This window comes from Pseudomonas sp. FW300-N2F2 (assembly GCF_017351655.1).
Taxonomy (GTDB): Bacteria; Pseudomonadota; Gammaproteobacteria; order Pseudomonadales; family Pseudomonadaceae; genus Aquipseudomonas; species Aquipseudomonas fluorescens_AA.
Genome location: NZ_JACNDQ010000001.1, coordinates 1,466,094 through 1,490,573, shown reverse-complemented (window position 1 = coordinate 1,490,573; position 24,480 = coordinate 1,466,094). Strand labels below are relative to the sequence as shown.

Below are 24,480 nucleotides of genomic sequence, written 5' to 3'. Positions count from 1 at the left end.
TCTAAATGGGAATTAAGCGATGCAAATTTCAAGTTTGGGTCCAGCCATCAGACGCTACCGCAAAGTAGCGGGGCTTACTCAGGCTGAACTTGGCGAAAAAACCGGTTTTGACCCTAAAACCATCAGCCGCTTCGAAACCGGCACCTACACCCCCAGCGTCGAAGCCTTGTTCCTGCTTGCCAATGTGCTGGATGTGCAACTGAAGGCCTTTTTTGCCGACATGGCCGATGAGGACGAACAGCGGGCGTACCTGTTCGGTGTCATACACAAAGCCACCCCGAAGGACCTGGGAAAGCTGATCGCAGCGGTCGACCAGGCCTTGTCCAAGCCTTGACGCAGTGAAAGAGAAGCCTGGCCTGTCGAGGCGAGACAGGCCAGGCTTCTCTTTGCTCGCCTGCCCAATTCCGAGGATGACGCACGACATAATGTCACGTTGACATCTCTTGCCACGAACCCGGACTATCAACGCGCTGATTCCTGCGTCCCGATGACGCCCACCGACTCGTCGACACAACAAAATCCCAGGGGACTCCGTGCATAAACTTTCGATCATTCTGGTCTCGATACTCGCCACCGGCTGCACCGCCAAATACTCGCAACAAGACGTATTCCCCAACCCGGGAAAACTTGATCGACAAATGCCCGTCACCATCGCCATACCGGTCGACGGACGCTACGAAACGACGCCCTACCCTGCCTCCGGCGATATGACAGCTGCCGCCGTCAAGACGGCCTTCTCTTATTACACCAACCGTGTGACGGTAGTGGGCGCGTGCCGTGAATTGAGCTGCCTGAGACAGAACAGCCCTTCGGGCTACTACGTCATCCCGGAAATCCTGCACTGGGAAGAACGCGCCACGGAATGGTCGGGTCTCCCCGACAAGATTGAAGTGAAGCTCGCTATTTATGGCCCGACTGGCGCACAGCCGCTGGGGTCTGCGATCTTGTCCGGTAAAAGCAAATGGGCGACTTTCGGCGGGGATCATCCACAGGATCTTTTGCAAGAGCCGATTACTGAGTATGTGAAGGCTCAGTACTGACCCCAGGGCCCGGTCCTGTCGATGCACAGGACCGGCCTGCTTGTTGACGTTGACGCTCGATTGTCTTGTCCGGCCAAAGCCTGGACAGCAGAAAGCACCGATCGGTATCGATCAGCAAAACAGCAAGAAATTTTGAAGTTGGCAAACCTTGCGAATGAAGGCTTGGGCGTTATGGAGGCAACCCCACCAGCCACACCCCGGCACACAATGTTCCCGCTGTGGCTGCTTCCTTCCGGATCTGACCAGGTTCACGGGTAATCGTTGCGGGGGGACCGATGGGGTCACCATAACGACGCCCGCCTGACGGCGAGCCGCGCCATTGTACCTATCTGGCAAGAAGTTACAACCGTTCGCGGCGGATTAAAAAACTGAAGATGTTCAAGTACTTGCTATGGGAACAAAGCGTGTCTGCGATGAAGTCGGCACATCCGGCATGATTGCACGCCAACCTGTCGCTATCGCGAGCAAGCTCGCTCCCACAGGGGGATCTGCGCTTCGTGTGTGTGTGTGGGAGCGAGCTTGCTCGCGAAGGCGTCGGTACATTCAACAGGGTTGCAAGCTGCCCTCCACAGGAAACTATAACAACACCTCATCCGCCCGACCGCCCTCTTCCTGGATCACCAGATGGATGAAATGCAGTTTGGTGATCACCGCCGCCGGTACGACGAACGGGTAGAAATCCGGCTGGCCCATGCTGCGGGACAACTCGTTGAGCATACCGGCCAGTTCGATCCAGGCGTTGACGAACGAGAGGAAAGCCGCGCCGCCAGTGTGTTCGGGGTCGTACAAGGTCTCGGGCGGGAACGGTTGGTAGTCGAAATCCATCTCCCGGGCACTCATGCCGAAGCCCAGGGCAGTGTCTACCGCGTCCATCATGTGCAGGTAATGGGCCCAGGTTTCCGCCCAGTCTTCCCAAGGGTGCATGGTGGCGTAGGCACTGACATAGCGGGTTTGCCAATCCAGCGGCGCGCCTTGCTGGTAGTGCCGCTCCAGAGCTTCGGCGTAGCTGGCGCGCTCATCGCCGAACACCTCGCGAAACGCCTCGAGCCAGTGGCTGTTGGCAATCAGCCGATCCCAGTAGTAATGCCCCACCTCATGACGAAAATGCCCGAGCAAGGTGCGATACGGCTCGCGCATCTGCTGGCGCACGTACTCACGATGGGCATCGTCCGCCTCTTTGATGTCGAGGGTGATCAGCCCGCTGGCATGGCCGGTCATCGGCGATTTGCCGTCGGGGTCGACGCCGATGAAGTCGAAAGCCAGGCCGATGTTTTCGTCGACGGTTTTCGGGATGACCGGCAAGCCAAAGGTAATCAGTTGCGCGACCAGACGACGCTTGGCGGTCTCGACCTTGCGCCAGCGCTCAGGGTTTTCCGGAATCGACAGGTCGGGGATGGTGCGGTTCAGGCTGCAGGCGATGCACAGGGTATCGCGCCCATTGTCCGGCAGCAGCCAATTGCAGGCCGCCGGGGTGTCGAGGTTGGCGCAACGGCGGAACAGCCCGGCTTGCGGATCGGCATCCAGCGTCCAGGTGTCGGGCTGCTCAGCGGGCTGCAAGGACGACAGGCGACTCTGCTCGGGCTGATACCCCAGGGCCGCCAGGCAGGCCAGGCATTGGCTGTTGCGAAAAAACAGGGACTGGCCGCAACGACACGGCCAGACCTTGCTGTTACGTGACCGATCACCCAGGAACGGCGCGGCGATGCGTGAACTCAGTTGTTCGAAGAAGCGGTACATGGCGATCTCTCCCTGGAGCCTGCAAGACTAGATCATGCTCCGTGTCGGATCGTTCCCCCGCACTGCATCACAGCACCGAATAAACCGTGGCGAGGGAGCTTGCTCCCGCTGGGTGGCGCAGCCGCCCCAATCGGAACGACTCAACCTACCAGACAGACCGCGACAGGAGGTTTTACGACGGCTGCGCCGCCGAGCGGGAGCAAGCTCCCTCGCCACGGATCACGATTGAACCGTGATGCCATGCTGACTCAAAAAAGCCACGAACGCCGCTTCGTCGAGCACCTTGAGCCCCAGCTCGTTTGCCTTGGTCAATTTCGAACCCGCCCCCGGCCCGGCCACCACGCAATGGGTTTTCGCCGACACGGAACCGGCCACCTTCGCCCCCAGGCTCTCCAGCTTGTCCTTGGCGACGTCACGACTCATCAGCTCCAGCGAACCGGTCAGCACCCAGGTGTGCCCGGCCTCCGGCAAGCCTTCGACGACTTTCTTCTCGCTTTGCCAGTGCATGCCGAAGTCGCGCAACTGCTGTTGCGCCGCTTCGGCCTGTTGACGGTTGGCGGCGATGGCGAAGAACTCGCGTACGGCGTTGGCCTGCTTTTCCGGCAGCGCCTGGCGCATGTCCAGCCAATCGGCGTTCATCACGCCTTCGAGCGAGCCGAACTTGTCCGCCAGTTTCTGCGCCCCGCCCGGCCCCACCGAAGGAATGTGCAACTTGTCGAGAAAGCCACCCAGGGTGGTGCTGGCGGAAAACTCGGCGCCCAACTCGCCCTGGTCCTGGATCTCGAGGCCATGGCGCAGCAGGTCCTTGATCACCTGGCGGTTGTGCGGGTCTTCAAAGAAGCTGTGGATCTCGTGGGCGACTTCCAGACCGACGTCTGGCAAGTACGTGAGCACCTGGGGCAAGGCCGCCTGCACGCGCTCCAGCGAACCGAGGGAGCGGGCTAGGACCTTGGCCGTCTCTTCACCCACGTCCGGAATACCGAGGGCGTAGATAAACCGCGCCAGGCTTGGTTTTTTGCTGTCGACGATGGCGGCCAGCAGGTTCTTGCTCGACAGTTCGGCAAAGCCTTCCAGGTCGACCACCTGTTCGAAGGTCAAGGCATACAGATCGGCGGGCGAACCCACCAGCCCCTCATCCACCAGTTGCTCGACGCTCTTCTCGCCCAGGCCCTCGATGTCCATGGCCCGACGCGAGACGAAGTGAATGATCGCCTGCTTGAGTTGGGCGCCACAGGCCAGGCGACCGACGCAGCGGTACACCGCGCCTTCGCTGACGGTTTCGCGGCCCTTGCTGCGCTTGATCAATTGCGTGCGCTCGACGTGGGAGCCACAGACGGGACATTGCTGGGGCACCTCCACCGGGCGGGCGTTTTCCGGACGGCGCTCGGTGACGACCTGCACCACCTGCGGGATCACATCCCCGGCACGGCGGATGATCACGGTGTCGCCGATCATCACGCCCAGGCGCGCCACTTCGTCCATGTTGTGCAGGGTGGCGTTGGCCACGGTCACGCCGGCGACTTTCACCGGCTTGAGACGGGCCACCGGAGTCACCGCGCCCGTGCGGCCGACCTGGAACTCGACGTCCAGCAACTCGGTGAGTTCTTCAGTGGCGGGAAACTTGTGGGCGATGGCCCAACGCGGTTCCCGGGCGCGGAAACCGAGCTCGCGCTGGGAAGCGATGCTGTTGACCTTGAACACCACGCCGTCGATCTCGTAGGGCAACGCGTTGCGCCGCTCGCCGATGTCACGGTAGTAATCCAGGCATTCGTCGATGCCGTGGGCCAGTTTCAGCTCACGGCTGATGGGCATGCCCCAGGCCTTGAGTTGCTTGAGGTTACCGATGTGGGTGTCGGCGATGTCCGACGTCACCTGGCCGATGCCGTAGCAACAGAACTCCAGGGGACGGTTGGCCGTGATCCTGGAATCGAGCTGGCGCAGGCTGCCGGCCGCCGCGTTGCGCGGGTTGGCAAACGTCTTGCCGCCCACCTCCAACTGCGTGGCGTTGAGGCGCTCGAAGCCGGCCTTGGACATGTACACCTCGCCGCGCACTTCCAGCAGCGGTGGCCAGCCCGTGCCCTGCAACTTGAGGGGAATGTTGCGCACGGTGCGCACATTGACGCTGATGTCCTCGCCCGTGGTGCCGTCACCGCGTGTGGCGCCGCGCACCAGCATGCCGTCCTGATACAACAGGCTGACCGCCAGCCCATCGAGCTTCGGCTCGCAGCTGTACTCCACCGCCGCGCCACCGCCCAGCAAGTCGCCCATGGGCAGGTCGAGACCTTCCGTCACCCGCCGGTCGAACTCACGCATGGTGGTTTCGTCGAAGGCGTTGCCCAGGCTGAGCATCGGGATCTCGTGGCGCACCTGGCTGAACGCCGACAGCGCCACGCTGCCGACCCGTTGGGTCGGAGAATCGCTGGTGACCAGTTCCGGATGCTGCTCTTCCAGGGCCTTGAGCTCGTGGAACAGGCGGTCGTACTCGGCATCGGGAATGCTTGGCTCATCGAGGACGTGGTAGCGGTAGTTGTGCTGATCCAGCTCGGTACGCAGCTTTTGGATGCGGGTTTCAACGGCGTTCATGGGTGTTCTCTCATAAAGCAAAAGAGCAGCCTAGGCTGCTCGATTTTCTTGATACATGGGGGCGCTTCGCACCCCAGCGGGAGCAAGCTCCCTCGCCACACAAAGCTCTCTGGGCAGGAGAGCCATCATCGCTCAGCGCTTCTGGGTCAGCGCCCGACGCTCGAATTCGACGATGCGCTGGCGGTAGTGCTCGATGGTCTGGGCGGTCAGCACGCTGCGCTGGTCATCCTTCAGCTCGCCATTGAGTTCCTGGGACAGCTTGCGCGCCGCGGCCACCATCACGTCGAAGGCCTGCTTGGGATGACGCGGGCCCGGCAGACCGAGGAAGAAGCTCACCGCTGGCGTGCTGAAATGATCGATGTCGTCGAGGTCGAACACACCGGGCTTGACCGCGTTGGCCATGGAGAACAGCACCTCGCCGTTACCGGCCATGCTTTCGTGGCGGTGGAAAATGTCCATCTCGCCGAAACGCAGGCCGCTTTCGAGGATGTTCTGCAGCAACGCCGGGCCCTTGAAGCCGGCCGGGTCGCGGCAGATCACGCTGATCACCAGCACTTCTTCAGCCTGGGCCTGGTCCTTGTCGGCGCTCGGGGTCTTGGTCTCGTCCGGGAAGTCACCGTCGCGACTGCTGAAGCTCGGCCCACCATCCAGGTCGAGGTTCAGGTTCAAATCACCCTGGGACGGCTCGCTGTTGCGCTTGCCGCGCTTGGAACCCGACTCCCGTGGCTCACGGACAGGTGCGCTCATCGACGGCAAGTCGTGCTCGTCCAGCTGCGGCTCCTTGTGGGTGTCCAGCACCCGCGGCGGGCCCAGCAGTTCGGCGCTGTCATCCTCATCAGGCAGGTTCGACAGGCTGCGATCCAGGCGAAACTTCAGTTTCCCCTTGCCGCCGCGCATGCGACGCCAGCCGTCGAAAAGAATACCGGCAATGACAATGATGCCGATGACGATCAGCCACTCGCGCAGACCGATTTCCATGTAATCCCGTGCCTCTATAAAAATGCTGAAAAATAAGGGGCTTAGCTATTTGCAAACCGCTTTAAAACGTGGCGCCAACTCTATGTTCTGAATGGCGTTTTGCCCACGCATACGAAAAATTGACATTAAACTAGCACGACCAAAGATAACTTTACACCGTCTGTCGCATAGGCTTGTGCCCAATCTGTGAATTGAACATCAACCCCCCGGGTAAAAAATACCTACAGCGTTCGAAGTAGAAGCCCTACAACCGGTTGTTCAGGCATCCACCATGGCCATGGCCTCCTCCACATCCACCGCCACCAGTCGCGAACAGCCAGGCTCATGCATGGTCACCCCCATCAACTGATCGGCCATTTCCATGGCGATCTTGTTGTGGGTGATGTAGATGAACTGCACCGTTTCAGACATTTCCTTCACCAGCCGTGCGTAACGGCCTACGTTGGCGTCGTCCAGTGGCGCGTCGACCTCGTCGAGCATGCAGAACGGCGCCGGGTTCAATTTGAAGATGGCAAAGACCAGGGCCAGCGCGGTCAGCGCTTTTTCGCCACCGGAGAGCAAATGGATGGTGCTGTTCTTCTTGCCAGGAGGACGCGCCATGATTGTCACCCCTGTATCGAGTAAATCTTCGCCCGTCAGTTCCAAATAGGCGCTGCCGCCACCGAAAACTTTTGGGAAAAGGGCCTGCAAACCGCCGTTGATCTGATCAAAGGTATCCTTGAAGCGGTTGCGGGTTTCCTTGTCGATCTTGCGGATGACGTTTTCCAGGGTCTCCAGCGCTTCCACCAGGTCATCGTTCTGGGCGTCGAGGTAGCGCTTGCGCTCGGACTGCTGCTGGTACTCGTCGATGGCCGCCAGGTTGATTGCCCCCAGGCGCTGGATACGCTGGGCGATGCGCTCCAGTTCTTCCTCGGCGTCCTTTTCATTCGCCCCGGCCACCAGGGTGGCGAGTACGCCGTCGAGGTCGTAGCCGTCTTCCAGCAATTGGTCCTGCAAGGCTTTGCGCCGCACCGTCAGGGCTTGCCACTCCATGCGCTGCTGTTCCATCTGGCCGCGGATCAGTTGGGATTGCTGCTCGGCCTGGCTGCGGCGCTTCTCGGCGTCACGCAGTTCGCGGTCGGCATCCTCCAAAGCGATCTGCGCCGTCTTGAGCTCCTCGTCGACACTCATGCGCTTGTCGAGTAACTCTTCGAGCTTGAGGCGCAGCTCTTCCAAAGGTGCCTCGCCCTCCTCCAGATTGAGGCTCAACTGCTCGCGTTTTTCGGTCAGGCGTTCGGACTGCATTTCCAGCCGTTCCAAGGCCTGGCGCGTGGAATCGTATTGAGCCTTGAGCGAGCCCAGGCGCACCGCCAACTGATGGGCGTGGTCCTTGTGCTGGCGTGCTTCCTGGCGCACCCGATCAAGGCGCTCACGCAAGCTGTCACGCTGGGCCAGCAGCAGTTCACGCTGCTCGGTGTCCAGTGCCATGGCATCGAGGGCTTCTTGCAGTTGCAAGCGCGCCTCGCCGATCTGTTCGTGCTCCAGCGCCCGCTGCTCGCCCAGTTCGGCGATTTCTTCTTCCAGGCGGGTGCGGCGCAGCGCCAGTTGCTCGACCTTGGCCTTGCCGGCCGACAACTGCGCCTTGAGCTCGCCTTGCTGGCGCGCCTCATCCTGCAACAGCCGCCGCAGGTGTTCGCGGCCGTTTTCCTGTTGACGCTGTTGCGCCCGCAGGTTTTGCAATTCGGTTTCCAGGGCTTCGACGCTGGCTTCGCGCTCTTCCCGTTCGGCGCCCAGGCGCTGGATTTCCTGGCCACGGGCGAGCATGCCGCTCTCGGCTTCGCTGGCCCGGCGCACCCGCAGGAAATGCCGGCCGACCCAATACCCGTCACGACTGATCAGGCTTTCGCCGGCCGCCAATTGCCCGCGCAGGGCCAAGGCCTGCTCAAGGCTGTCCACCGGCTTGACCTGTCCCAGCCAGGGCGACAGGTCCACCTGGGCCTCGACTTTATCCAGCAAGCTGCCGGGCACGCGTACGCCATCGCCGGCCGGGCTGAGCAGGCGCAGATCGCCCTGGGTAAAGCCCGACAGGTCGAAGCCGCCGAAGTCGTCCACCAGCACCGCTTGCAGGTCGGCCCCCAGCACGGTTTCCACCGCCAGTTCCCAACCGGTATCGACCTTCAGCCCCTCGGCCAGCCGCGGACGCTCGGCCAGGTGCTGGTCGCGCAGCCATTCGGCGGTGCCGGTGCCCGGGTCCAGCGCCGCTTGCTGCAAGGCTTCCAGCGAAGCCAGGCGCCCATTGAGTCGCTGCAACTCACCCTGGCCCTGTTGCTGGTTCTGCAAGGCCAATTGCAAGGCCTGGCGCAGTTGCTCAAGACGTTCGACCTGGGCGTCTTCGCTGGCCTGCAAGTCTTCGAGGGTGGCTTCGCTGGTCGCCAGTTGTTCGCTCAGTTCCAGGATCGCTGCGTCTTCCGGGTCCGCCGCGAGCAAGGCGCGCTCTTCGGAAAGCCGGCGCTGGCGTTCGGCCAGGCGCTCCATACTGGTTTCCAACTGCTGGATGCGCGACTGCTGGACTTCAGCCTGGCGCCGCGGCTCGGCCGAGGCCAGGTTGAAACTGTCCCACTGCTCTTGCCAGCCATGCATGGTCAGTTCGGCTTCTTCCAGGGCCGCGGCGGCCTCTTCGGCGGCGGCACTGGTGATTTCCTGCTCCGGCGTGAGCCTGTCCAGCTCTTCACCGAGGGTCAACAGCAGTGTGCGGTCGTGGCCCAGGTGCGATTCGGTTTCCAGGCGCGCCCGCTCGGCTTCCTTCAAATCATCCTGCAACTGCCGCAGCCGTTGCTGGCTGTGCTGGATGCTCTGCTCGACCCGGGCGATGTCGCCCCCCACGGAATAGAAGCGTCCTTGCACCAGATTGAAGCGCTCGGACAGGTCGTGATGGCCGTCGCGCAGGCGCTCGATGGCGGCGTCCGCATTACGCTGCTCGGCCACCAGGGCTTCGAAGCTGACTTCCTGGTTGCCGATGATCGCTTCACGCTGGCCGACCTGCTCGTTCAACGCCTGCCAGCGCAGGGCCGAAAGCTGGGCCTTGAGCTGGCGCTCCTCGCCCTTGTATTCCTGGTACTTCTTGGCGGCCTCGGCCTGGCGGTGCAGACGTTCGAGCTGACGTTCGAGCTCTTCGCGCAGGTCAGTCAGGCGCGCCAGGTTTTCGTGGGTGCGACGAATGCGGTTTTCGGTCTCGCGTCGCCGCTCCTTGTATTTGGAGATCCCCGCAGCCTCTTCGATGAAGTTGCGCAGGTCCTCGGGCTTGGCTTCGATCAGCTTGGAGATCATGCCCTGTTCGATGATCGAGTAGCTGCGCGGGCCCAGGCCGGTACCGAGGAAAATATCGGTGATGTCGCGACGCCGGCACTTGGTGCCGTTAAGGAAATAGCTGTTCTGGCTGTCGCGGGTCACTTTGCGACGAATGGAAATCTCCGCATAAGCCGCATACTCGCCCACCAGGGTGCCGTCGGAGTTGTCGAACACCAGCTCGATGCTCGCCTGGCTTACCGGTTTGCGACTGGTGGAGCCGTTGAAGATGACGTCGGTCATCGACTCACCGCGCAGGTTCTTGGCTGAGCTCTCGCCCATCACCCAGCGCACGGCGTCGATGATGTTCGACTTGCCGCAACCGTTGGGTCCGACCACCGCCGCCATGTTACTGGGGAAGTTCACCGTGGTCGGGTCGACGAAGGACTTGAACCCCGCCAACTTGATGCACTTGAGCCGCACGTCAGGCCGCCGTCAGGGCAGAAACCACCAGATCGCAACTGCGCTGGGCGTAGGCCGTGAGCACGATGCGGATCTGCGGCAGATCACGGGCCAGCACGGCGGCGAGCAGGCGCTGGAACAGGTCGAGGAATTCGCTCATTTCCGCCTTGCGCTGTTCCAGTGCCAGGAAATAGGCACGGCTCATGGCCGGTTGCAGGTTCTCGACGGTTTCCTGCAAGTACGGGTTGTTGGCGAAGAGATAGGCGGCGCGCATCACGCTGAAGCTTTCATCGACGAAGGTGCGGATGTCCTGGCGCGCGTAGGCGTCCTGGAGACGCTGCTGGATGGCGACGAACGGCGCCATGTCGGCCTGTTCTTTCCAGCCATGGGCCACGGCGTTGCCCAGCAGGATGTACAGCTCGCTCATCAGCGCGCAGAGGCTGCGCACCTTGTGTTCGGTGAGTTCGGTGACGTGGGCGCCACGGCGCGGCAGGATCGCGATCAAATGGCGTCGTTCCAGGATCAGCAAGGCCTCGCGGACCGAGCCGCGGCTGACATTGAGCGCCAGCGTGACCTTCTGTTCCTGGATGCGCTCTCCCGGCTTCATTTCGCCGCGAATGATGCGTTCGGCGAGATGGTGGGCGATTTGCTCGGCGAGGCTGTCCGGGGCCTTGAACGTCATGGTTGTCCTTCAAACTCTTCGATTTGCACAAGCGGCGCAGTGTAGCGCACTCGATACGTCATGGCGCAGGGCCTGCAGCGGGTTTTTGGCACGATATAAGCAAAAAAAGTTTGAGCTTTTCATCCTGAACCAAACCTGTGGGAGCGAGCTTGCTCGCGATGGCGGTGCACCAGCCGATGAACGCATCGACAGACCCGGCGCTATCGCGAGCAAGCTCGCTCCCACAATGGGTCCATACTGACCAAACACGGCAGTTGATCGACTAAACGAATTTTCCTGACCTTTAAGTCAGAAAATCATTGACCGAAAAGTCAGACCTGATAAATTCAGGCCCATGTCGATACAACAATAATGAGTCTGCGAGGCCTTCCGTGATCCAGTTTTTACTCAACCAGGAACTCCGTAGCGAGCACGCCCTGGACCCGAACCTGACCGTGCTCAACTATTTGCGCGAACACGTTGGCAAACCAGGCACCAAAGAAGGTTGCGCCAGCGGCGACTGTGGTGCGTGCACTGTGGTGGTGGGCGAATTGGAAACGGACGCGAATGGCCGCGAACGCATTCGCTACCGCAGCCTCAATTCGTGCCTGACCTTCGTCTCGTCCCTGCACGGCAAGCAACTGATCAGCGTCGAAGACCTCAAGCACCAGGGCCAACTGCACAGCGTCCAGCAGGCGATGGTCGATTGCCACGGTTCGCAGTGCGGTTTCTGCACACCGGGCTTCGTCATGTCGCTGTTCGCCCTGCAAAAAAACAGCGAGCAGCCCGACGCCCACAAGGCCCACGAAGCCCTGGCCGGCAACCTGTGCCGTTGCACCGGCTATCGGCCGATCCTGGCCGCCGCCGAGCAGGCCTGCTGCGGCAAGCAACCGGACCAGTTCGACGCCCGCGCGGCCGAGACCATCGCCCGCCTCAAAGCCATCGCGCCGACCGAGACCGGCGAGCTCAACAGCGGCGACAAACGTTGCCTGGTGCCGCTGACCGTGGCCGACCTGGCCGATCTCTACGACACCTATCCCCAGGCGCGCCTGCTGGCCGGCGGCACGGACCTGGCCCTGGAAGTCACGCAATTTCACCGCACCCTGCCGGTGATGATCTACGTGGGCAACGTCGCCGAACTCAAGCGTATCGAGCGTTTCGACGATCGCCTGGAGATCGGCGCCGCCACCGCCCTCTCCGATTGCTACGAAGCCTTGAAAGCCGAATACCCGGACTTTGGCGAACTGCTGCAACGCTTCGCCTCGCTGCAGATCCGCAACCAGGGCACCCTCGGCGGCAACATCGGCAACGCCTCGCCGATTGGCGACTCGCCGCCCCTGCTGATCGCCCTCGGCGCGCAAATCGTGCTGTGCAAGGGCCAGACCCGGCGCACCCTGGCCCTGGAAGACTATTTCATCGACTACCGGGTCACTGCGCGCCAGGAAAGCGAATTCATCGAGAAGATCATCGTGCCCCGGGCCAGTGCCGAACAGGCGTTCCGCGCCTACAAGGTCTCCAAACGCCTGGACGATGATATTTCCGCGGTGTGCGCGGCGTTCAACCTGCGCATCGACAACGGCGTGGTCCGCGACGCCCGCGTCGCCTTCGGCGGCATGGCCGCCACACCCAAGCGGGCCAAGCATTGTGAAGCCGCACTGATCGGTGCGCCGTGGACCGACAGCACCGTCGAACGCGCCTGCGCTGCCCTGGCCGAGGACTTCACGCCGCTGTCGGATTTCCGCGCCAGCAAGGAATACCGCCTGCTCAGCGCCCGCAACCTGTTGCGCAAATACTTCATCGAACTGCAAACGCCGCACATCGAGACTCGGGTGACCGCTTATGTCTAACCATCACGCCGTAGAGAAGACCCAAGCCGAACTGGCCGAGCTGTTCGCCCGTGACCTGACCACTGGCGTAGGCCGCAGCGTCAAGCATGACAGCGCCGCCAAGCATGTGTCCGGCGAAGCGCAGTACATCGATGACCGCCTGGAATTCCCGAACCAGTTGCACGTCTACGCCCGGCTATCGGACCGCGCCCACGCCCGGATCATCCGCATCGATACCGCGCCCTGCTATGCCTTCGAAGGCGTGCGCATCGCCATTACCCATGCCGACATTCCGGGGCTGAAGGACATCGGCCCGCTGCTGCCCGGCGACCCGCTGCTGGCCATCGATGACGTGCAGTTCGTCGGCCAACCGGTGCTGGCCGTCGCCGCCAGAGACCTGGAAACCGCCCGCAAGGCGGCGATGGCCGCCATCGTCGAATACGAAGACCTGGAACCGGTGCTGGATGTGGTCGAAGCCCTGCGCAAGCGGCATTTCGTGCTCGACAGCCACACCCACCAACGCGGCGATTCGGCCACGGCACTGGCGAGCGCCGAACATCGCCTCCAGGGCTCGCTGCACATCGGCGGCCAGGAGCATTTTTACCTGGAAACCCAGATTTCCTCGGTGATGCCCACCGAGGACGGCGGCATGATCGTCTACTGCTCGACCCAGAACCCCACCGAAGTGCAGAAACTGGTGGCCGAAGTGCTGGGCGTGCCGATGAATAAAGTCGTGGTGGACATGCGCCGCATGGGCGGCGGCTTTGGCGGCAAGGAAACCCAGGCCGCCAGCCCGGCGTGCCTGTGCGCGGTCGTCGCGCACCTCACCGGGCAACCAACCAAGATGCGCCTGCCCCGGGTCGAAGACATGCTGATGACCGGCAAGCGCCACCCCTTCTACATCGAATACGACGTGGGCTTCGACAGCCGCGGGCGCTTGCACGGTATCGCCCTGGAACTGGCCGGCAACTGCGGTTGCTCGCCGGACCTGTCGGCCTCCATCGTCGATCGGGCGATGTTCCATGCCGACAACGCCTACTACCTGGGCGATGCCACCATCAACGGCCACCGCTGCAAGACCAACACCGCGTCGAACACCGCCTACCGTGGTTTCGGCGGCCCCCAAGGCATGGTCGCCATCGAAGAGGTGATGGACGCCATCGCCCGGCACCTGGGTCTGGATCCGCTGGCGGTGCGCAAGGCCAACTACTACGGCAAGACCGAACGCAACGTCACCCACTACTACCAGACCGTCGAGCACAACATGCTCGAGGAAATGACCGCCGAGCTTGAAGAAAGCAGCCAGTACGCCGAGCGCCGCGAGGCGATCCGCCGCTACAACGCCAACAGCCCGATCCTGAAAAAAGGCCTGGCGCTGACCCCGGTGAAATTCGGTATTTCGTTCACCGCCAGTTTCCTCAACCAGGCCGGCGCGCTGATCCACGTCTACACCGATGGCAGCATCCACCTCAACCATGGCGGCACCGAAATGGGCCAGGGCCTGAACACCAAGGTCGCCCAGGTGGTGGCCGAGGTGTTCCAGGTGGAAATGGACCGCGTGCAGATCACTGCGACCAACACCGACAAAGTGCCGAACACCTCGCCCACCGCCGCCTCCAGCGGCGCCGACCTGAACGGCAAGGCGGCGCAGAACGCCGCCGAAACCATCAAGCGGCGCCTGGTGGAGTTCGCCGCGCGGCAGTACAAGGTCAGCGAAGAAGACGTGGAATTCCACAACGGCCATGTGCGGGTACGCGATCACATCCTGAGCTTCGAGGCGCTGGTGCAGCAGGCGTATTTCGCCCAGGTCTCGCTGTCGAGCACCGGCTTCTACAAGACCCCGAAAATCTACTACGACCGCAGCCAGGCCCGTGGCCGGCCGTTCTACTACTACGCCTATGGCGCGGCCTGCGCCGAGGTGATCGTCGACACCCTCACCGGCGAGTACAAGATGCTGCGCACCGACATCCTCCACGACGTCGGCGCCTCGCTGAACCCCGCCATCGACATCGGCCAGGTCGAGGGTGGTTTCATCCAGGGCATGGGCTGGCTGACCATGGAAGAGCTGGTGTGGAACGACAAGGGCAAGCTGATGACCAATGGCCCGGCCAGCTACAAGATCCCCGCCGTGGCCGACATGCCGCTGGACCTGCGGGTCAAGCTGGTGGAAAACCGCAAGAACCCTGAAGACACAGTGTTCCATTCCAAGGCCGTGGGCGAACCACCGTTCATGCTCGGCATCGCCGCGTGGTGCGCCATCAAGGACGCCGTGGCGAGCCTGGGGGATTACCGGCATCAGCCGAACATCGACGCCCCGGCCACGCCGGAGCGGGTGTTGTGGGGGTGTGAGCAGATGCGGGGGTTGAAGGCGGTCAAGACTGAGGAAGCGGAAGTCGAAGTGGCTTCGCTCTAGACCGCGGCGCGGCCGATCGCGAGCAAGCTCGCTCCCACAGGGTATTTGTGAACACCTATCCAATGTGGGAGCGAGCTTGCTCGCGATGAGGCCGGAACAGACAAAACAGATGTCGAGGTGAATATGTACAACTGGATCAGCGCCCTCGCCGACCTGCAAACCCGCGGCGAACCCTGTGTGCTGGTGACGATCATCGAAGAACTCGGCTCCACCCCGCGCAACGCCGGGTCGAAGATGGTCATCAGCGCCAGCCAGACGTTCGACACCATCGGTGGCGGCCACCTGGAATACAAGGCCATGGAAATCGCCCGGAACATGCTCGCCAGCGGCCAGCAGAATACCCATCTGGAGCGCTTCAGCCTCGGTGCGAGCCTGGGCCAGTGCTGCGGCGGCGTCACCGTGTTGCTGTTCGAACCCATGGGCCAGGTCCAGGCGCAGATCGCCGTGTTCGGCGCCGGCCATGTCGGCCGCGCCCTGGTGCCACTGCTGGCGAGCCTGCCCTGCAAGGTGCGCTGGATCGATTCGCGGGAGGCGGAATTCCCCGAACACTTGCCCCACGGCGTACGCAAGATCGTCACCGAAGAGCCACTGGATGAAGTCGACGAATTGCCCGCCGGCAGCTACTGCATCGTCATGACCCACAACCATCAGCTCGATCTGGAATTGAGCGCCGCGATCCTCAAGCGCAACGACTTCGCCTACTTCGGCCTGATCGGCTCGAAGACCAAACGGGTCAAGTTCGAACATCGCCTGCGCGATCGAGGTTTCGACAGCACCACCTTGCAACGCATGCGTTGCCCGATGGGCATCGGCGAAGTCAAAGGCAAGTTGCCTGTGGAAATCGCCATCTCCATCGCCGGCGAAATCATCGCCACCTATAACGCCGATTTCGGCCAGCACACCGTGCGCGCCGAACCGATTGCCAAGCTGCTGCCGGCCTCGCGCCGCAGCCAGGCGAACCGTTGAACACTCGTTGAGAATTCCCATGCCCCTGACACGCAAAGCCTACCGCGCCGCCCTGCTCCACAGCCTCGCCGACCCGGCCGAAGTGGGTATCGAGGCGTCCTATGAATATTTCGAAGACGGTTTGCTGGTGGTGGAGAACGGCCAGATCAGCGCCATCGGCCACGCCCATGACCTGCTGCCGACCCTGGCGGCGGATATCGAAATAGCCCATTACCCGGACGCGCTGATCACCCCAGGTTTGATCGACACCCACATCCACCTGCCACAAACCGGCATGGTCGGCGCCTATGGCGAACAACTGTTGGACTGGCTCAACACCTACACCTTCCCCTGCGAAAGCCAGTTCGCCGACAAGGCCCACGCCGACGCGGTGGCGGATATTTTCGTCAAGGAATTGCTGCGCAACGGCACCACCACCGCGCTGGTGTTCGGCAGCGTGCACCCGCAGTCGGTGAACGCGTTTTTCGAAGTGGCCCAGAAGCTCGACCTGCGGATGATCGCCGGCAAGGTGATGATGGACCGCAACGCCCCGGACTACCTGACCGACACCGCCGAATCCAGCTACACCGAGAGCAAGGCGCTGATCGAGCGCTGGCACGGCAAGGGTCGCCTGCACTACGCCGTGACCCCACGCTTCGCGCCCACCAGCACCCCGGAACAGCTGGCCCTGGCCGGTCAGTTGCTGGGGGAATACCCCGACTTGTACATGCAGACCCACATCAGCGAGAACCTGCAGGAAGTGCAGTGGGTCAAGGAACTGTTCCCGGAGCGCAAGGGTTACCTGGACGTCTACGATCACTACCAGTTGCTCGGCGAGCGCTCGGTGTTCGCCCACGGCGTGCACCTGTGCGACGACGAATGCGCGCGCCTGGCCGAGACCGGTTCGGCCATCGCCTTCTGCCCGACCTCGAACTTTTTCCTCGGCAGCGGCCTGTTCAACCTGCCGATGGCCGAGAAGCACAAGGTGAACGTAGGGTTGGGTACAGACGTCGGTGGCGGCACCAGTTTTTCGCTGCTGCACACCCTGAACGAAGCCTACAAGGTAATGCAGTTACAAGGGGCGCGGCTGAGCCCGTTCAAGTCGCTGTACCTGGCCACCCTCGGCGGCGCCCGGGCCCTGCGCCTGGAGGACAAGATCGGCACGTTGCAGCCGGGGACGGACGCGGATTTCCTGGTATTGGACTACAACGCCACGCCGCTGCTGGGCTATCGCCTGAAGCAGGCCAGGGACATTGCCGAGCGGTTGTTCGTGTTGATGACGTTGGGGGATGACCGGACGGTGGCGCAGACCTATGCGGCCGGTAAATTGGTGCATCAGCGCTAAAGTTTCAGCGCCTGTTGGATCGCTATCGCGAGCAAGCTCGCTCCCACAGGGTTATGTGAACAACACAAATCCACTGTGGGAGCGAGCTTGCTCGCGATTGACGGTATGACTGATTCAACCCTCAGAGCTTGGCCGTCGACCGCCCCGGCTTCTTGCTCTGCAACAAATGCGAGAACACCGCGTGCAAGTCATCCGACGCGCTTTCTTCGTCGAGGTTGAGTTTGCTGTCGATGTGGTCCATGTGATGCATCATCAGGTCCACCGCCAACGTCGCATCGCGCGCCTCGATGGCGTCGATCAACTGGGTGTGTTCGTCGTAGGAACAGTGGGAGCGGTTGCCGCTTTCGTACTGGGCGATGATCAGCGACGTCTGGGACACGAGGCTACGCTGGAAACTGATCAGCGGTGCATTCTTCGCCGCTTCGGCCAGCTTGAGGTGGAACTCGCCCGACAAACGGATGCCGGCGCCACGGTCGCCACGGGAAAAACTGTCGCGCTCATCGCTGACCATCTGCCGCAGCTCAGCCAGTTGTTCGGCCGTGGCATGCTGCACCGCCAGTTCGGTGATCGCCCGCTCCACCAGGCGCCGGGCCATGAATACCTGGCGGGCCTCTTCGACACTGGGGCTCGCCACCACCGCACCGCGATTGGGCCGCAGCAACACCACGCCTTCGTGGGCCAGGCGTGACAACGCCCGGCGGATGATCGTGCGGCTGACCCCGAAAATTTCCCCCAGCGCCTCTTCGCTCAACTTGGTACCGGGCGCCAGGCGTTGCTCGAGGATGGCCTCGAAGATATGCGCATAGACAATATCGTCCTGGGTTCCGCTGCGGCCGGCTTTACCAGCTCGCGGTTGTTTCTTGAGGGGCTGCAACTGTTCGTTCATGGGCACTCGAGTCGGGAGAACTGCGGCGAATTGACCGTGACTGTAATACGGCACAGCGGGTCGCTGGCAAGTATCGCGTAAAAAACAGCTCGATTGTACACAACCTCTGATGGCAACACGACTGTACGGCTGTTTGCGGGCATGGCTGTATTGCAATCGGCAGTTGGGTTGAGTTTAGGCTTAAAACCGAAACCCTGTGGCGAGGGAGCTTGCTCCCGCTCGGTTGCGTAGCCGCCGCAATTGGGCCTGCTTCGCAGTCCAGCGGGAGCAAGCTCCCTCGCCACAGGGCTGCTCCAGATTCTGCCAATTTATAATAAGGAACATCGCCCACCATGACCGAAGTCACGACCACGCCACTTCGTCCATTAGCCGATACCTCGCCTTCGGCCATCGTCGCCGGGTTCATCGCGATGATGACCGGCTACACCAGTTCCCTGGTGCTGATGTTCCAGGCAGGGCAGTCGGCCGGGCTGACCAGCGGGCAGATTTCCTCGTGGATCTGGGCGATTTCCATTGGCATGGCCGTGTGCTCCATCGGGTTGTCGCTGCGTTATCGCACGCCGATCACCATCGCCTGGTCGACACCCGGCGCGGCGCTGCTGATCACCAGCCTGGGCGGTGTGAGTTACGGCGAGGCCATCGGCGCCTATATTACCTGCGCAGTCCTGGTGACGATCTGTGGCCTGACCGGCAGTTTCGAGCGCCTGGTCAAGCGCATTCCGGCCTCGCTGGCGGCAGCGTTGCTGGCGGGCATCCTGTTCAAGATCGGCAGCGAGATCTTCGTCGCCACCCAGCATCGCACCGGCCTGGTGCTGGGGATGTTTTTCACCTACCTGATCGTCAAGCGCCTGTCGCCCCGCTACGCGGTATTGGCGGCGCTGCTGATCGGCACGGCGCTGTCGGGCCTGCTGGGGCTGCTGGACTTCAGCGGCTTCGCCCTGGAAGTCGCGACGCCGGTGTGGACCACGCCGCACTTCTCCCTGGCGGCCACCATCAGCATCGGCATTCCACTGTTCGTGGTGGCGATGACCTCGCAGAACATGCCCGGCATCGCCGTGCTGCGGGCCGACGGCTACAACGTGCCGGCCTCGCCACTGATCACCAGCACCGGTATTGCCTCGCTGCTGTTGGCGCCGTTCGGCTCCCATGGCATCAACCTGGCCGCCATCAGCGCGGCCATCTGCACCGGCCCCCACGCCCACGAAGATCGCAACAAGCGCTACACGGCAGCGGTGTGGTGCGGGATTTTCTACGGGATTGCCGGGGTGTTCGGCGCGACGCTGGCGGCGTTGTTCGCGGCGCTGCCCAAGGAACTGGTGCTGTCCATCGCGGCCTTGGCACTGTTCGGCTCGATCATCAATGGCTTGAGCATCGCCATGAGCGAAGTGAAGGAACGGGAAGCGGCGTTGATCACCTTCATGGTCACGGCGTCGGGGCTGACGCTGTTCTCCGTCGGTTCGGCGTTCTGGGGGATTGTGGCGGGGGTGTTGACCCTGGTGATTCTGAACTGGCGTAGCGCTTGAAAGCTTCGCGAGCAAGCTCGCTCCCACAGGAGATTTGGGGTGTTCATGCGCCCCTTGTGGGAGCGAGCTTGCTCGCGATAGCGGCCTGAAGATCACTCAATACCCAACAGACAGGCACAAAAAAACCGGCCCCCAGACGGGCAGCCGGTTTCGGAACATCATCGGACCATCAAGCGACCGGGTTGATCGGCTTTTCCGGGTACCAGACGTCCATCAGCGGGCTGACTTCCACGCTGGTCAGCTCAGGACGGGCCTTGAGCCAGGTTTCAACGGCAGCGCGCTGCTCTTCGGTGACCGAGCCACGCTTCTGCAGGCAAACCAGACCGTAGTCGTCGCCGCCGACGTAGCCCAGGCCGTTGGCTTCCATGGCTTCTTTCAGGAAAGCGTCGAGGAAAGCGTCAATAGCCTCATCGGCCAGATCTTCTTTGAAATCCAGGTTCAGTTCGAAACCCAGCTCTTGAAATTCATCCACGCACAGTTTTTTGCGCAGACGCTGGGAACGGTTAGTCGCCATTGGAACAATCCTCATAAGTAATAACGGCCGGCACTTTACCAGTTTGATGCGTCGATTGCCCGACTGATCGGGCGTATCGGCCTACCGTCGGTAAAAAATAGCGGCCGAAGGGCTCAGGCACGGCCCAAGCCGTTGCAGCTTGGGGCATAATGCCGACACTTTCATGACCGTTGAGGACGTTCATTTTCATGTCCTCGTTTTTTCCCCCTCGCCCGTAGGGTTCTATTTCAAATGATCAAATCTTTGCGTCCACTGCTTCTGGCCAGCCTTCTTCTTCCCCTGGCCCTCCCTGTCACCACCCACGCCGCCACGATCAACACTGCCCTGTCGCCCAATGTACAAAAGGCCCTCAAGGCCAGCAAACTGCAGGATGACGCCCTGTCCCTGGTGATGGTGCCGCTCAATGGCCCCGGCACTCCGACCCTGTACAACGCCGACGTTTCGGTCAACCCCGCTTCCACCATGAAACTGGTGACCACCTACGCGGCCCTGGAAATGCTCGGCCCCAATCACCAGTGGAAAACCGAGTTCTACACCGACGGCACCCTCAGTGGCGGGATTCTCAACGGCAACCTGTACCTCAAGGGCGGCGGCGATCCCAAGCTGAACATGGAAAAACTCTGGCTGCTGATGCGCGACCTGCGGGCCAACGGCGTGCAGCAGATCACCGGCGACCTGGTCCTGGACCGCAGTTTCTTCATCCAGCCGCAACTGCCCGAGTTCAACGACGACGGCAACGACGAAAACAAGCCGTTCCTGGTCAAGCCCGACTCGCTGCTGGTCAACCTCAAGGCCCTGCGCTTCGTCGCCCGCAATGACGGCGGCCGGGTGCTGGTGTCGGTGGAACCGCCGATTGCCAGCATTCGCATCGAAAACCAGGTCAAGGCGGTCAATTCCAAGCAATGCGCCGGCGGCGTGCGCTACAACCCGGTGCCACAGGCGGACGGCAGCGTGACGGTGACCGTCGGCGGCCAGCTCGGTGATGGTTGCAGCTCCCAGACCTACCTGTCGCTGCTGGACCATGCCACCTACACCGCTGGTGCCGTGCGGGCGATCTGGAAGGAACTGGGCGGCAGCATCCAGGGCAAGGACCGCCTGGCCGCGACCCCGAGCAACGCCAAGGTGCTGGCCCGGGCGTTCTCCCCGGACCTGGCGGAGATCATCCGCGACATCAACAAATACAGTAACAACACCATGGCCCAGCAGTTGTTCCTGAGCCTCGGCGCGCAGTTCCGTAACGAAGCCGATGGTGATGACGCCAAGGCGGCGCAACGGGTGGTGCGCCAGTGGCTGGCCAAGAAAGGCATCACCGCGCCGCACCTGGTGATGGAGAACGGCTCCGGCCTGTCCCGCGCCGAACGGGTCAGCGCCCGGGAAATGGCGGCGATGCTGCAAGCGGCCTGGCGCAGCCCGTATTCGGCGGAGTTCATTAGCTCGATGCCAATTGCCGGCACCGACGGCACCATGCGCAAACGCCTGAAGACCACCGCCATGGCCGGCGAGGCCCACGTCAAGACCGGGACCCTGAACACCGTCCGCGCCATCGCCGGCTACAGCCGCGACATCAATGGCAACACCTGGGCGGTGGTAGCGATCCTCAACGATCCGAAGCCATGGGGCGCTTCGTCAGTGCTGGACCAGGTGCTGCTGGACCTGTACCGCCAGCCGAAACTGCCGCAGACGGCTTCGGTGCTCTGACTCAACACAAAACCCAATGTGGGAGCGAGCTTGCTCGCGATTCGGTCGGCCAGTTGATAGGGATGTGACTGACCTGGCGCTATCGCGAGCAAGCTCGCTCCCACAGGGGATTTGTGCCCACTTTGACCCCATGTACCCGGCTCAAGTGGCTAATCCAGCTGCGTCTCGACCCGATCCCGCCCGGCCTGCTTGGCCGCGTACACACCCGAGTCGGCCCTGAGCAGCAACGCATCGGCGCCCTCCCCGGCGCGCCAGGTGGCGATGCCGAAACTGGCGGTGACCACCCCCACATCCTCGATGGGCGCAGCCCGCAAGCCTTCCCACAGTTCCAGGGCCAGGGAATAGGCGCTGTCGCTGTCAGTGTCCGGGCATAGCACCACGAACTCTTCCCCACCCAACCGGCAGAACACATCGGTGCGGCGCAACCGTTGGGCAATGCGCTGGCAGACCGCTTGCAACACCCGGTCACCCACCGCATGGCCGTGTTGGTCATTGATGCGCTTGAAGTGGTCGATGTCGAGCATGATGACCGCCAGCCCACCGGAACCACGCTCGACCCGGGCCATCTCCGAGGTCAGGCGCTCCTGGAAATAGCGGCGATTGCGAATGCCGGTCAGGGCGTCGGTCACGGACAACGCCCGCAGTTCTTCTTCCACGCGCTTGAGGTCGGAAATATCCGAGATATAGCCGTGCCACAACACCCCCCCGCCAGGCAGCTCCTCGGGCGTGGCCTCGCCACGCACCCAACGCAGGCCGCGCAAAGGCAATTGCACCCGGTACTCTTCACGCCACGGGCTCAAGGTGTGGGCCGAAGCACGGATCGAAGCGCGGACGCGCGTACTGTCCAAGGAGTGAATACGCGAGAAAATCGCCTCGGCGTTCTGCACCAGTACATCGGGTTCCAACTCATAGATGTCGCGAATGCCGTCACTGGCATAGATCACGCTGAAGCGACCATTGAAGTCCATCTTGAACTGGTAGATCCCCCCGGGCACATGAGCGCTGAGCTTTTTCAACAACAGGTCACGGGCCGCCAGCGCTTCGTGGACGCGTTTGCGTTCGGTGACGTCGATGCAGATTGCCAAGTGCCCGACCCACAGCCCCTGCTCATCGAGCATCGGTGTGGCGAGCATGTTCACGGTCAGGTGGCTGCCATCGCGGCGTACCAGGGTCCATTCCCGCGCCTGTTGCCCACCCTGTTCACCGCCCTCGAGCAGCATCGCATGGCAGGTGGGGATCGGTTTGCCAAAACGCGCGCCGAGCTGGGCGGCCCGGGCCTGGAGCTCGCGGGGCACATGCAGGCTTTCCAGGGTCATGCTCTGCAGCACCTCGCAACTCGGGTAGCCGAGCATCTGTTCGGCGCCAGCGTTGAATGTCGTGATAACGCCGCGCAGGTCAGTGGCGATGATCGCAACCTGGGTTGCGGCATCCAGCACACCGCGCAACTGGCCGTGGGTACCGCGCAATTCCTGTTCCCGGGCGCGCAGTTCACGGGTGCGTTGCTCCACCAGCTTCAAGGCCCGCTGCCGCTGGCTGACCAGCACGTAGAGCAAGGCACTGAGCAGCAGGCTGAGCAAGCCGCCAAGTATCACCATGCTTGTGACCGAGGAGTGATTGGTCGACACGAACGCCCGGCTGGGCCGCAATTCCACTCGGTAATTGTGATCGGCCAGGCGTAACAGGCGGGTCGCCGACAAATCGCTGTCACCCGGCACGTCGAGGGAATCGAACAGCACTTCCCCCCGGTCGTCCGTGGACAGGTCGAGAACACGCATCGAAAGGTTGTCATGACCTGCGGCCGGCAAGCCATCGCCCACCAGCTGACGCATGTTGATACCCGCCACCACGTAACCGAACGGTTCCTTGGCCGAGGCTCGGGTGACCGGCGCCACCAGCAACACGCCACGGGCGAAGTCCGGTCCGACCCCCATCAGGTCCAACGGCTGCGAGACCACCAGCGTGCCAAGCAAACGCGCACGCTCAAGCGCGGCCCGCCGCAATGGATGGGAAAGCAGATCGAACCCCAGGGGGGACATCGAGAGCGGCTGGCTCTGGAGGTACAGCACCGGCACGTACTCGTCCCGCTCGGCGGCCCGCCGCAAGCCGCCGCTATCGTCCGCCTCGCGGATGGCAAAGGCGTCGTCCCCCTCGGCTCGCGTCTCTTGTTCGAAGGATTGTCGCAGGTCCCGAGATACCCGTGGCGCCCAGGCGAAGGCCAGGGTGCGCCGCAACAGCGGTTCGACGTAGCCGTGAAATTCCGCGTTGGAAACCGCTACCGAATTGGCAAAGAACCGCCGCAAACCATCGAGACGTTGTTCCTCGTCCTGGAAGCGTTCTTCGATGCGGCTGAAGCGCTCCTCGGCTTGCAACTCGAAGCGCTGGCGTAATTGCTGATTGAACAGGTTCGTCATCGCCCAGCTCAGCAAGCCGGTCAGGAAAGTGCCGGCCAGCAGCACCAGCAAAGCCACTAGCCAGGCCGACACATCTTCGCTGATAAAGCCCAGGATCCTGGGGCGCACCTGATGCAATGCCATAAACACAACTCAGAATGGAGCCAGGCATAGGCACAGCCCTGGACACAGCCTAAGTTATAGCTATTAGCCAT

The 24,480-nt window shown here is 62.4% G+C and carries 17 protein-coding genes and 1 other RNA gene; 8 read left to right on the top strand and 10 right to left on the bottom strand.

Translation table 11 applies throughout. The features are described 5' to 3' along the window. Positions 1-19 precede the first annotated feature (19 nt). Entirely contained in the window at positions 20-334 is a 315-nt protein-coding gene (locus J4E63_RS06755) for a helix-turn-helix domain-containing protein (RefSeq protein ID WP_053120652.1), read from the top strand. A 199-nt stretch (positions 335-533) separates the two neighbouring features. After that, positions 534-1,040 carry a DUF4823 domain-containing protein gene (locus tag J4E63_RS06750; RefSeq protein ID WP_207281444.1) on the top strand — a complete coding sequence of 169 codons (507 nt, stop codon included), beginning with the start codon at positions 534-536 and terminating at the stop codon, positions 1,038-1,040. Between the two features lie 181 nt (positions 1,041-1,221). On the opposite strand, the gene ffs is transcribed toward J4E63_RS06750, so the two are convergent. The 6 genes from ffs to J4E63_RS06720 form a co-directional block, all read right to left on the bottom strand. Beyond that, positions 1,222-1,318: signal recognition particle sRNA small type (gene ffs, locus J4E63_RS06745), an RNA gene on the bottom strand. Positions 1,319-1,616: 298 nt separating this feature from the next. Beyond that, a complete protein-coding gene (locus J4E63_RS06740) occupies positions 1,617-2,777 on the bottom strand; it encodes a putative zinc-binding metallopeptidase (RefSeq protein WP_207281443.1) in 1,161 nt (386 codons plus the stop codon). 219 nt (positions 2,778-2,996) lie between these two features. Continuing rightward, positions 2,997-5,360 carry an NAD-dependent DNA ligase LigA gene (gene ligA, locus J4E63_RS06735; protein WP_207281442.1) on the bottom strand — a complete coding sequence of 788 codons (2,364 nt, stop codon included), beginning with the start codon at positions 5,358-5,360 and terminating at the stop codon, positions 2,997-2,999. A 132-nt stretch (positions 5,361-5,492) separates the two neighbouring features. Beyond that, complete coding sequence (zipA, locus tag J4E63_RS06730; RefSeq protein WP_092166671.1) at positions 5,493-6,338, bottom strand: cell division protein ZipA; 846 nt, start codon at positions 6,336-6,338, stop codon at positions 5,493-5,495. Positions 6,339-6,596: 258 nt separating this feature from the next. Further along, positions 6,597-10,085: a chromosome segregation protein SMC gene (gene smc / locus J4E63_RS06725; protein ID WP_207281441.1), complete on the bottom strand. Its 3,489-nt coding sequence runs from the start codon at positions 10,083-10,085 to the stop codon at positions 6,597-6,599. Position 10,086: 1 nt separating this feature from the next. Beyond that, positions 10,087-10,746, bottom strand: coding sequence for a GntR family transcriptional regulator (locus tag J4E63_RS06720; RefSeq protein ID WP_207281440.1), 660 nt, complete (start codon positions 10,744-10,746; stop codon positions 10,087-10,089). 371 nt (positions 10,747-11,117) lie between these two features. On the opposite strand from J4E63_RS06720, the gene xdhA reads away from it, so the two are divergent. From xdhA to guaD, 4 genes are all read left to right on the top strand, one after another. Next, positions 11,118-12,572, top strand: coding sequence for a xanthine dehydrogenase small subunit (gene xdhA, locus J4E63_RS06715; RefSeq protein ID WP_207281439.1), 1,455 nt, complete (start codon positions 11,118-11,120; stop codon positions 12,570-12,572). Beyond that, positions 12,565-14,964, top strand: a complete 2,400-nt coding sequence (gene xdhB / locus J4E63_RS06710; protein WP_207281438.1) for a xanthine dehydrogenase molybdopterin binding subunit — start codon at positions 12,565-12,567, stop codon at positions 14,962-14,964. Before xdhA ends, xdhB begins: the two co-directional genes overlap by 8 nt. A gap of 123 nt (positions 14,965-15,087) precedes the next feature. Then, complete coding sequence (gene xdhC, locus J4E63_RS06705) at positions 15,088-15,930, top strand: xanthine dehydrogenase accessory protein XdhC (protein ID WP_060738450.1); 843 nt, start codon at positions 15,088-15,090, stop codon at positions 15,928-15,930. Positions 15,931-15,949: 19 nt separating this feature from the next. Then, positions 15,950-17,254: a guanine deaminase gene (gene guaD / locus J4E63_RS06700; protein WP_207281437.1), complete on the top strand. Its 1,305-nt coding sequence runs from the start codon at positions 15,950-15,952 to the stop codon at positions 17,252-17,254. A gap of 121 nt (positions 17,255-17,375) precedes the next feature. On the opposite strand, the gene J4E63_RS06695 is transcribed toward guaD, so the two are convergent. Further along, positions 17,376-18,140: a GntR family transcriptional regulator gene (locus tag J4E63_RS06695; RefSeq protein ID WP_003183531.1), complete on the bottom strand. Its 765-nt coding sequence runs from the start codon at positions 18,138-18,140 to the stop codon at positions 17,376-17,378. A 332-nt stretch (positions 18,141-18,472) separates the two neighbouring features. On the opposite strand from J4E63_RS06695, the gene J4E63_RS06690 reads away from it, so the two are divergent. Then, positions 18,473-19,663 (top strand): benzoate/H(+) symporter BenE family transporter, encoded by a 1,191-nt coding sequence (locus J4E63_RS06690; protein WP_207281436.1) that lies wholly within the window; start codon positions 18,473-18,475, stop codon positions 19,661-19,663. Positions 19,664-19,832: 169 nt separating this feature from the next. On the opposite strand, the gene J4E63_RS06685 is transcribed toward J4E63_RS06690, so the two are convergent. Both J4E63_RS06685 and J4E63_RS06680 read right to left on the bottom strand, forming a co-directional pair. Continuing rightward, on the bottom strand, positions 19,833-20,177 hold the full coding sequence (locus J4E63_RS06685) for a YggL family protein (RefSeq protein WP_207281435.1): 345 nt from the start codon (positions 20,175-20,177) through the stop codon (positions 19,833-19,835). Continuing rightward, positions 20,167-20,361, bottom strand: coding sequence for a hypothetical protein (locus tag J4E63_RS06680; protein ID WP_192259744.1), 195 nt, complete (start codon positions 20,359-20,361; stop codon positions 20,167-20,169). The genes J4E63_RS06685 and J4E63_RS06680 overlap by 11 nt, the downstream gene beginning before the upstream one ends. 47 nt (positions 20,362-20,408) lie before the next feature. On the opposite strand from J4E63_RS06680, the gene dacB reads away from it, so the two are divergent. After that, positions 20,409-21,875 carry a D-alanyl-D-alanine carboxypeptidase/D-alanyl-D-alanine-endopeptidase gene (gene dacB / locus J4E63_RS06675; RefSeq protein ID WP_103308506.1) on the top strand — a complete coding sequence of 489 codons (1,467 nt, stop codon included), beginning with the start codon at positions 20,409-20,411 and terminating at the stop codon, positions 21,873-21,875. Positions 21,876-22,024: 149 nt separating this feature from the next. Here the strand turns inward: dacB and J4E63_RS06670 are convergent, their stop codons facing one another. Beyond that, the gene (locus J4E63_RS06670; RefSeq protein ID WP_207281434.1) at positions 22,025-24,409 is read right to left on the bottom strand and encodes a GGDEF domain-containing protein; all 2,385 of its coding nucleotides are present in this window, start codon (positions 24,407-24,409) and stop codon (positions 22,025-22,027) included. Positions 24,410-24,480: the final 71 nt, after the last annotated feature.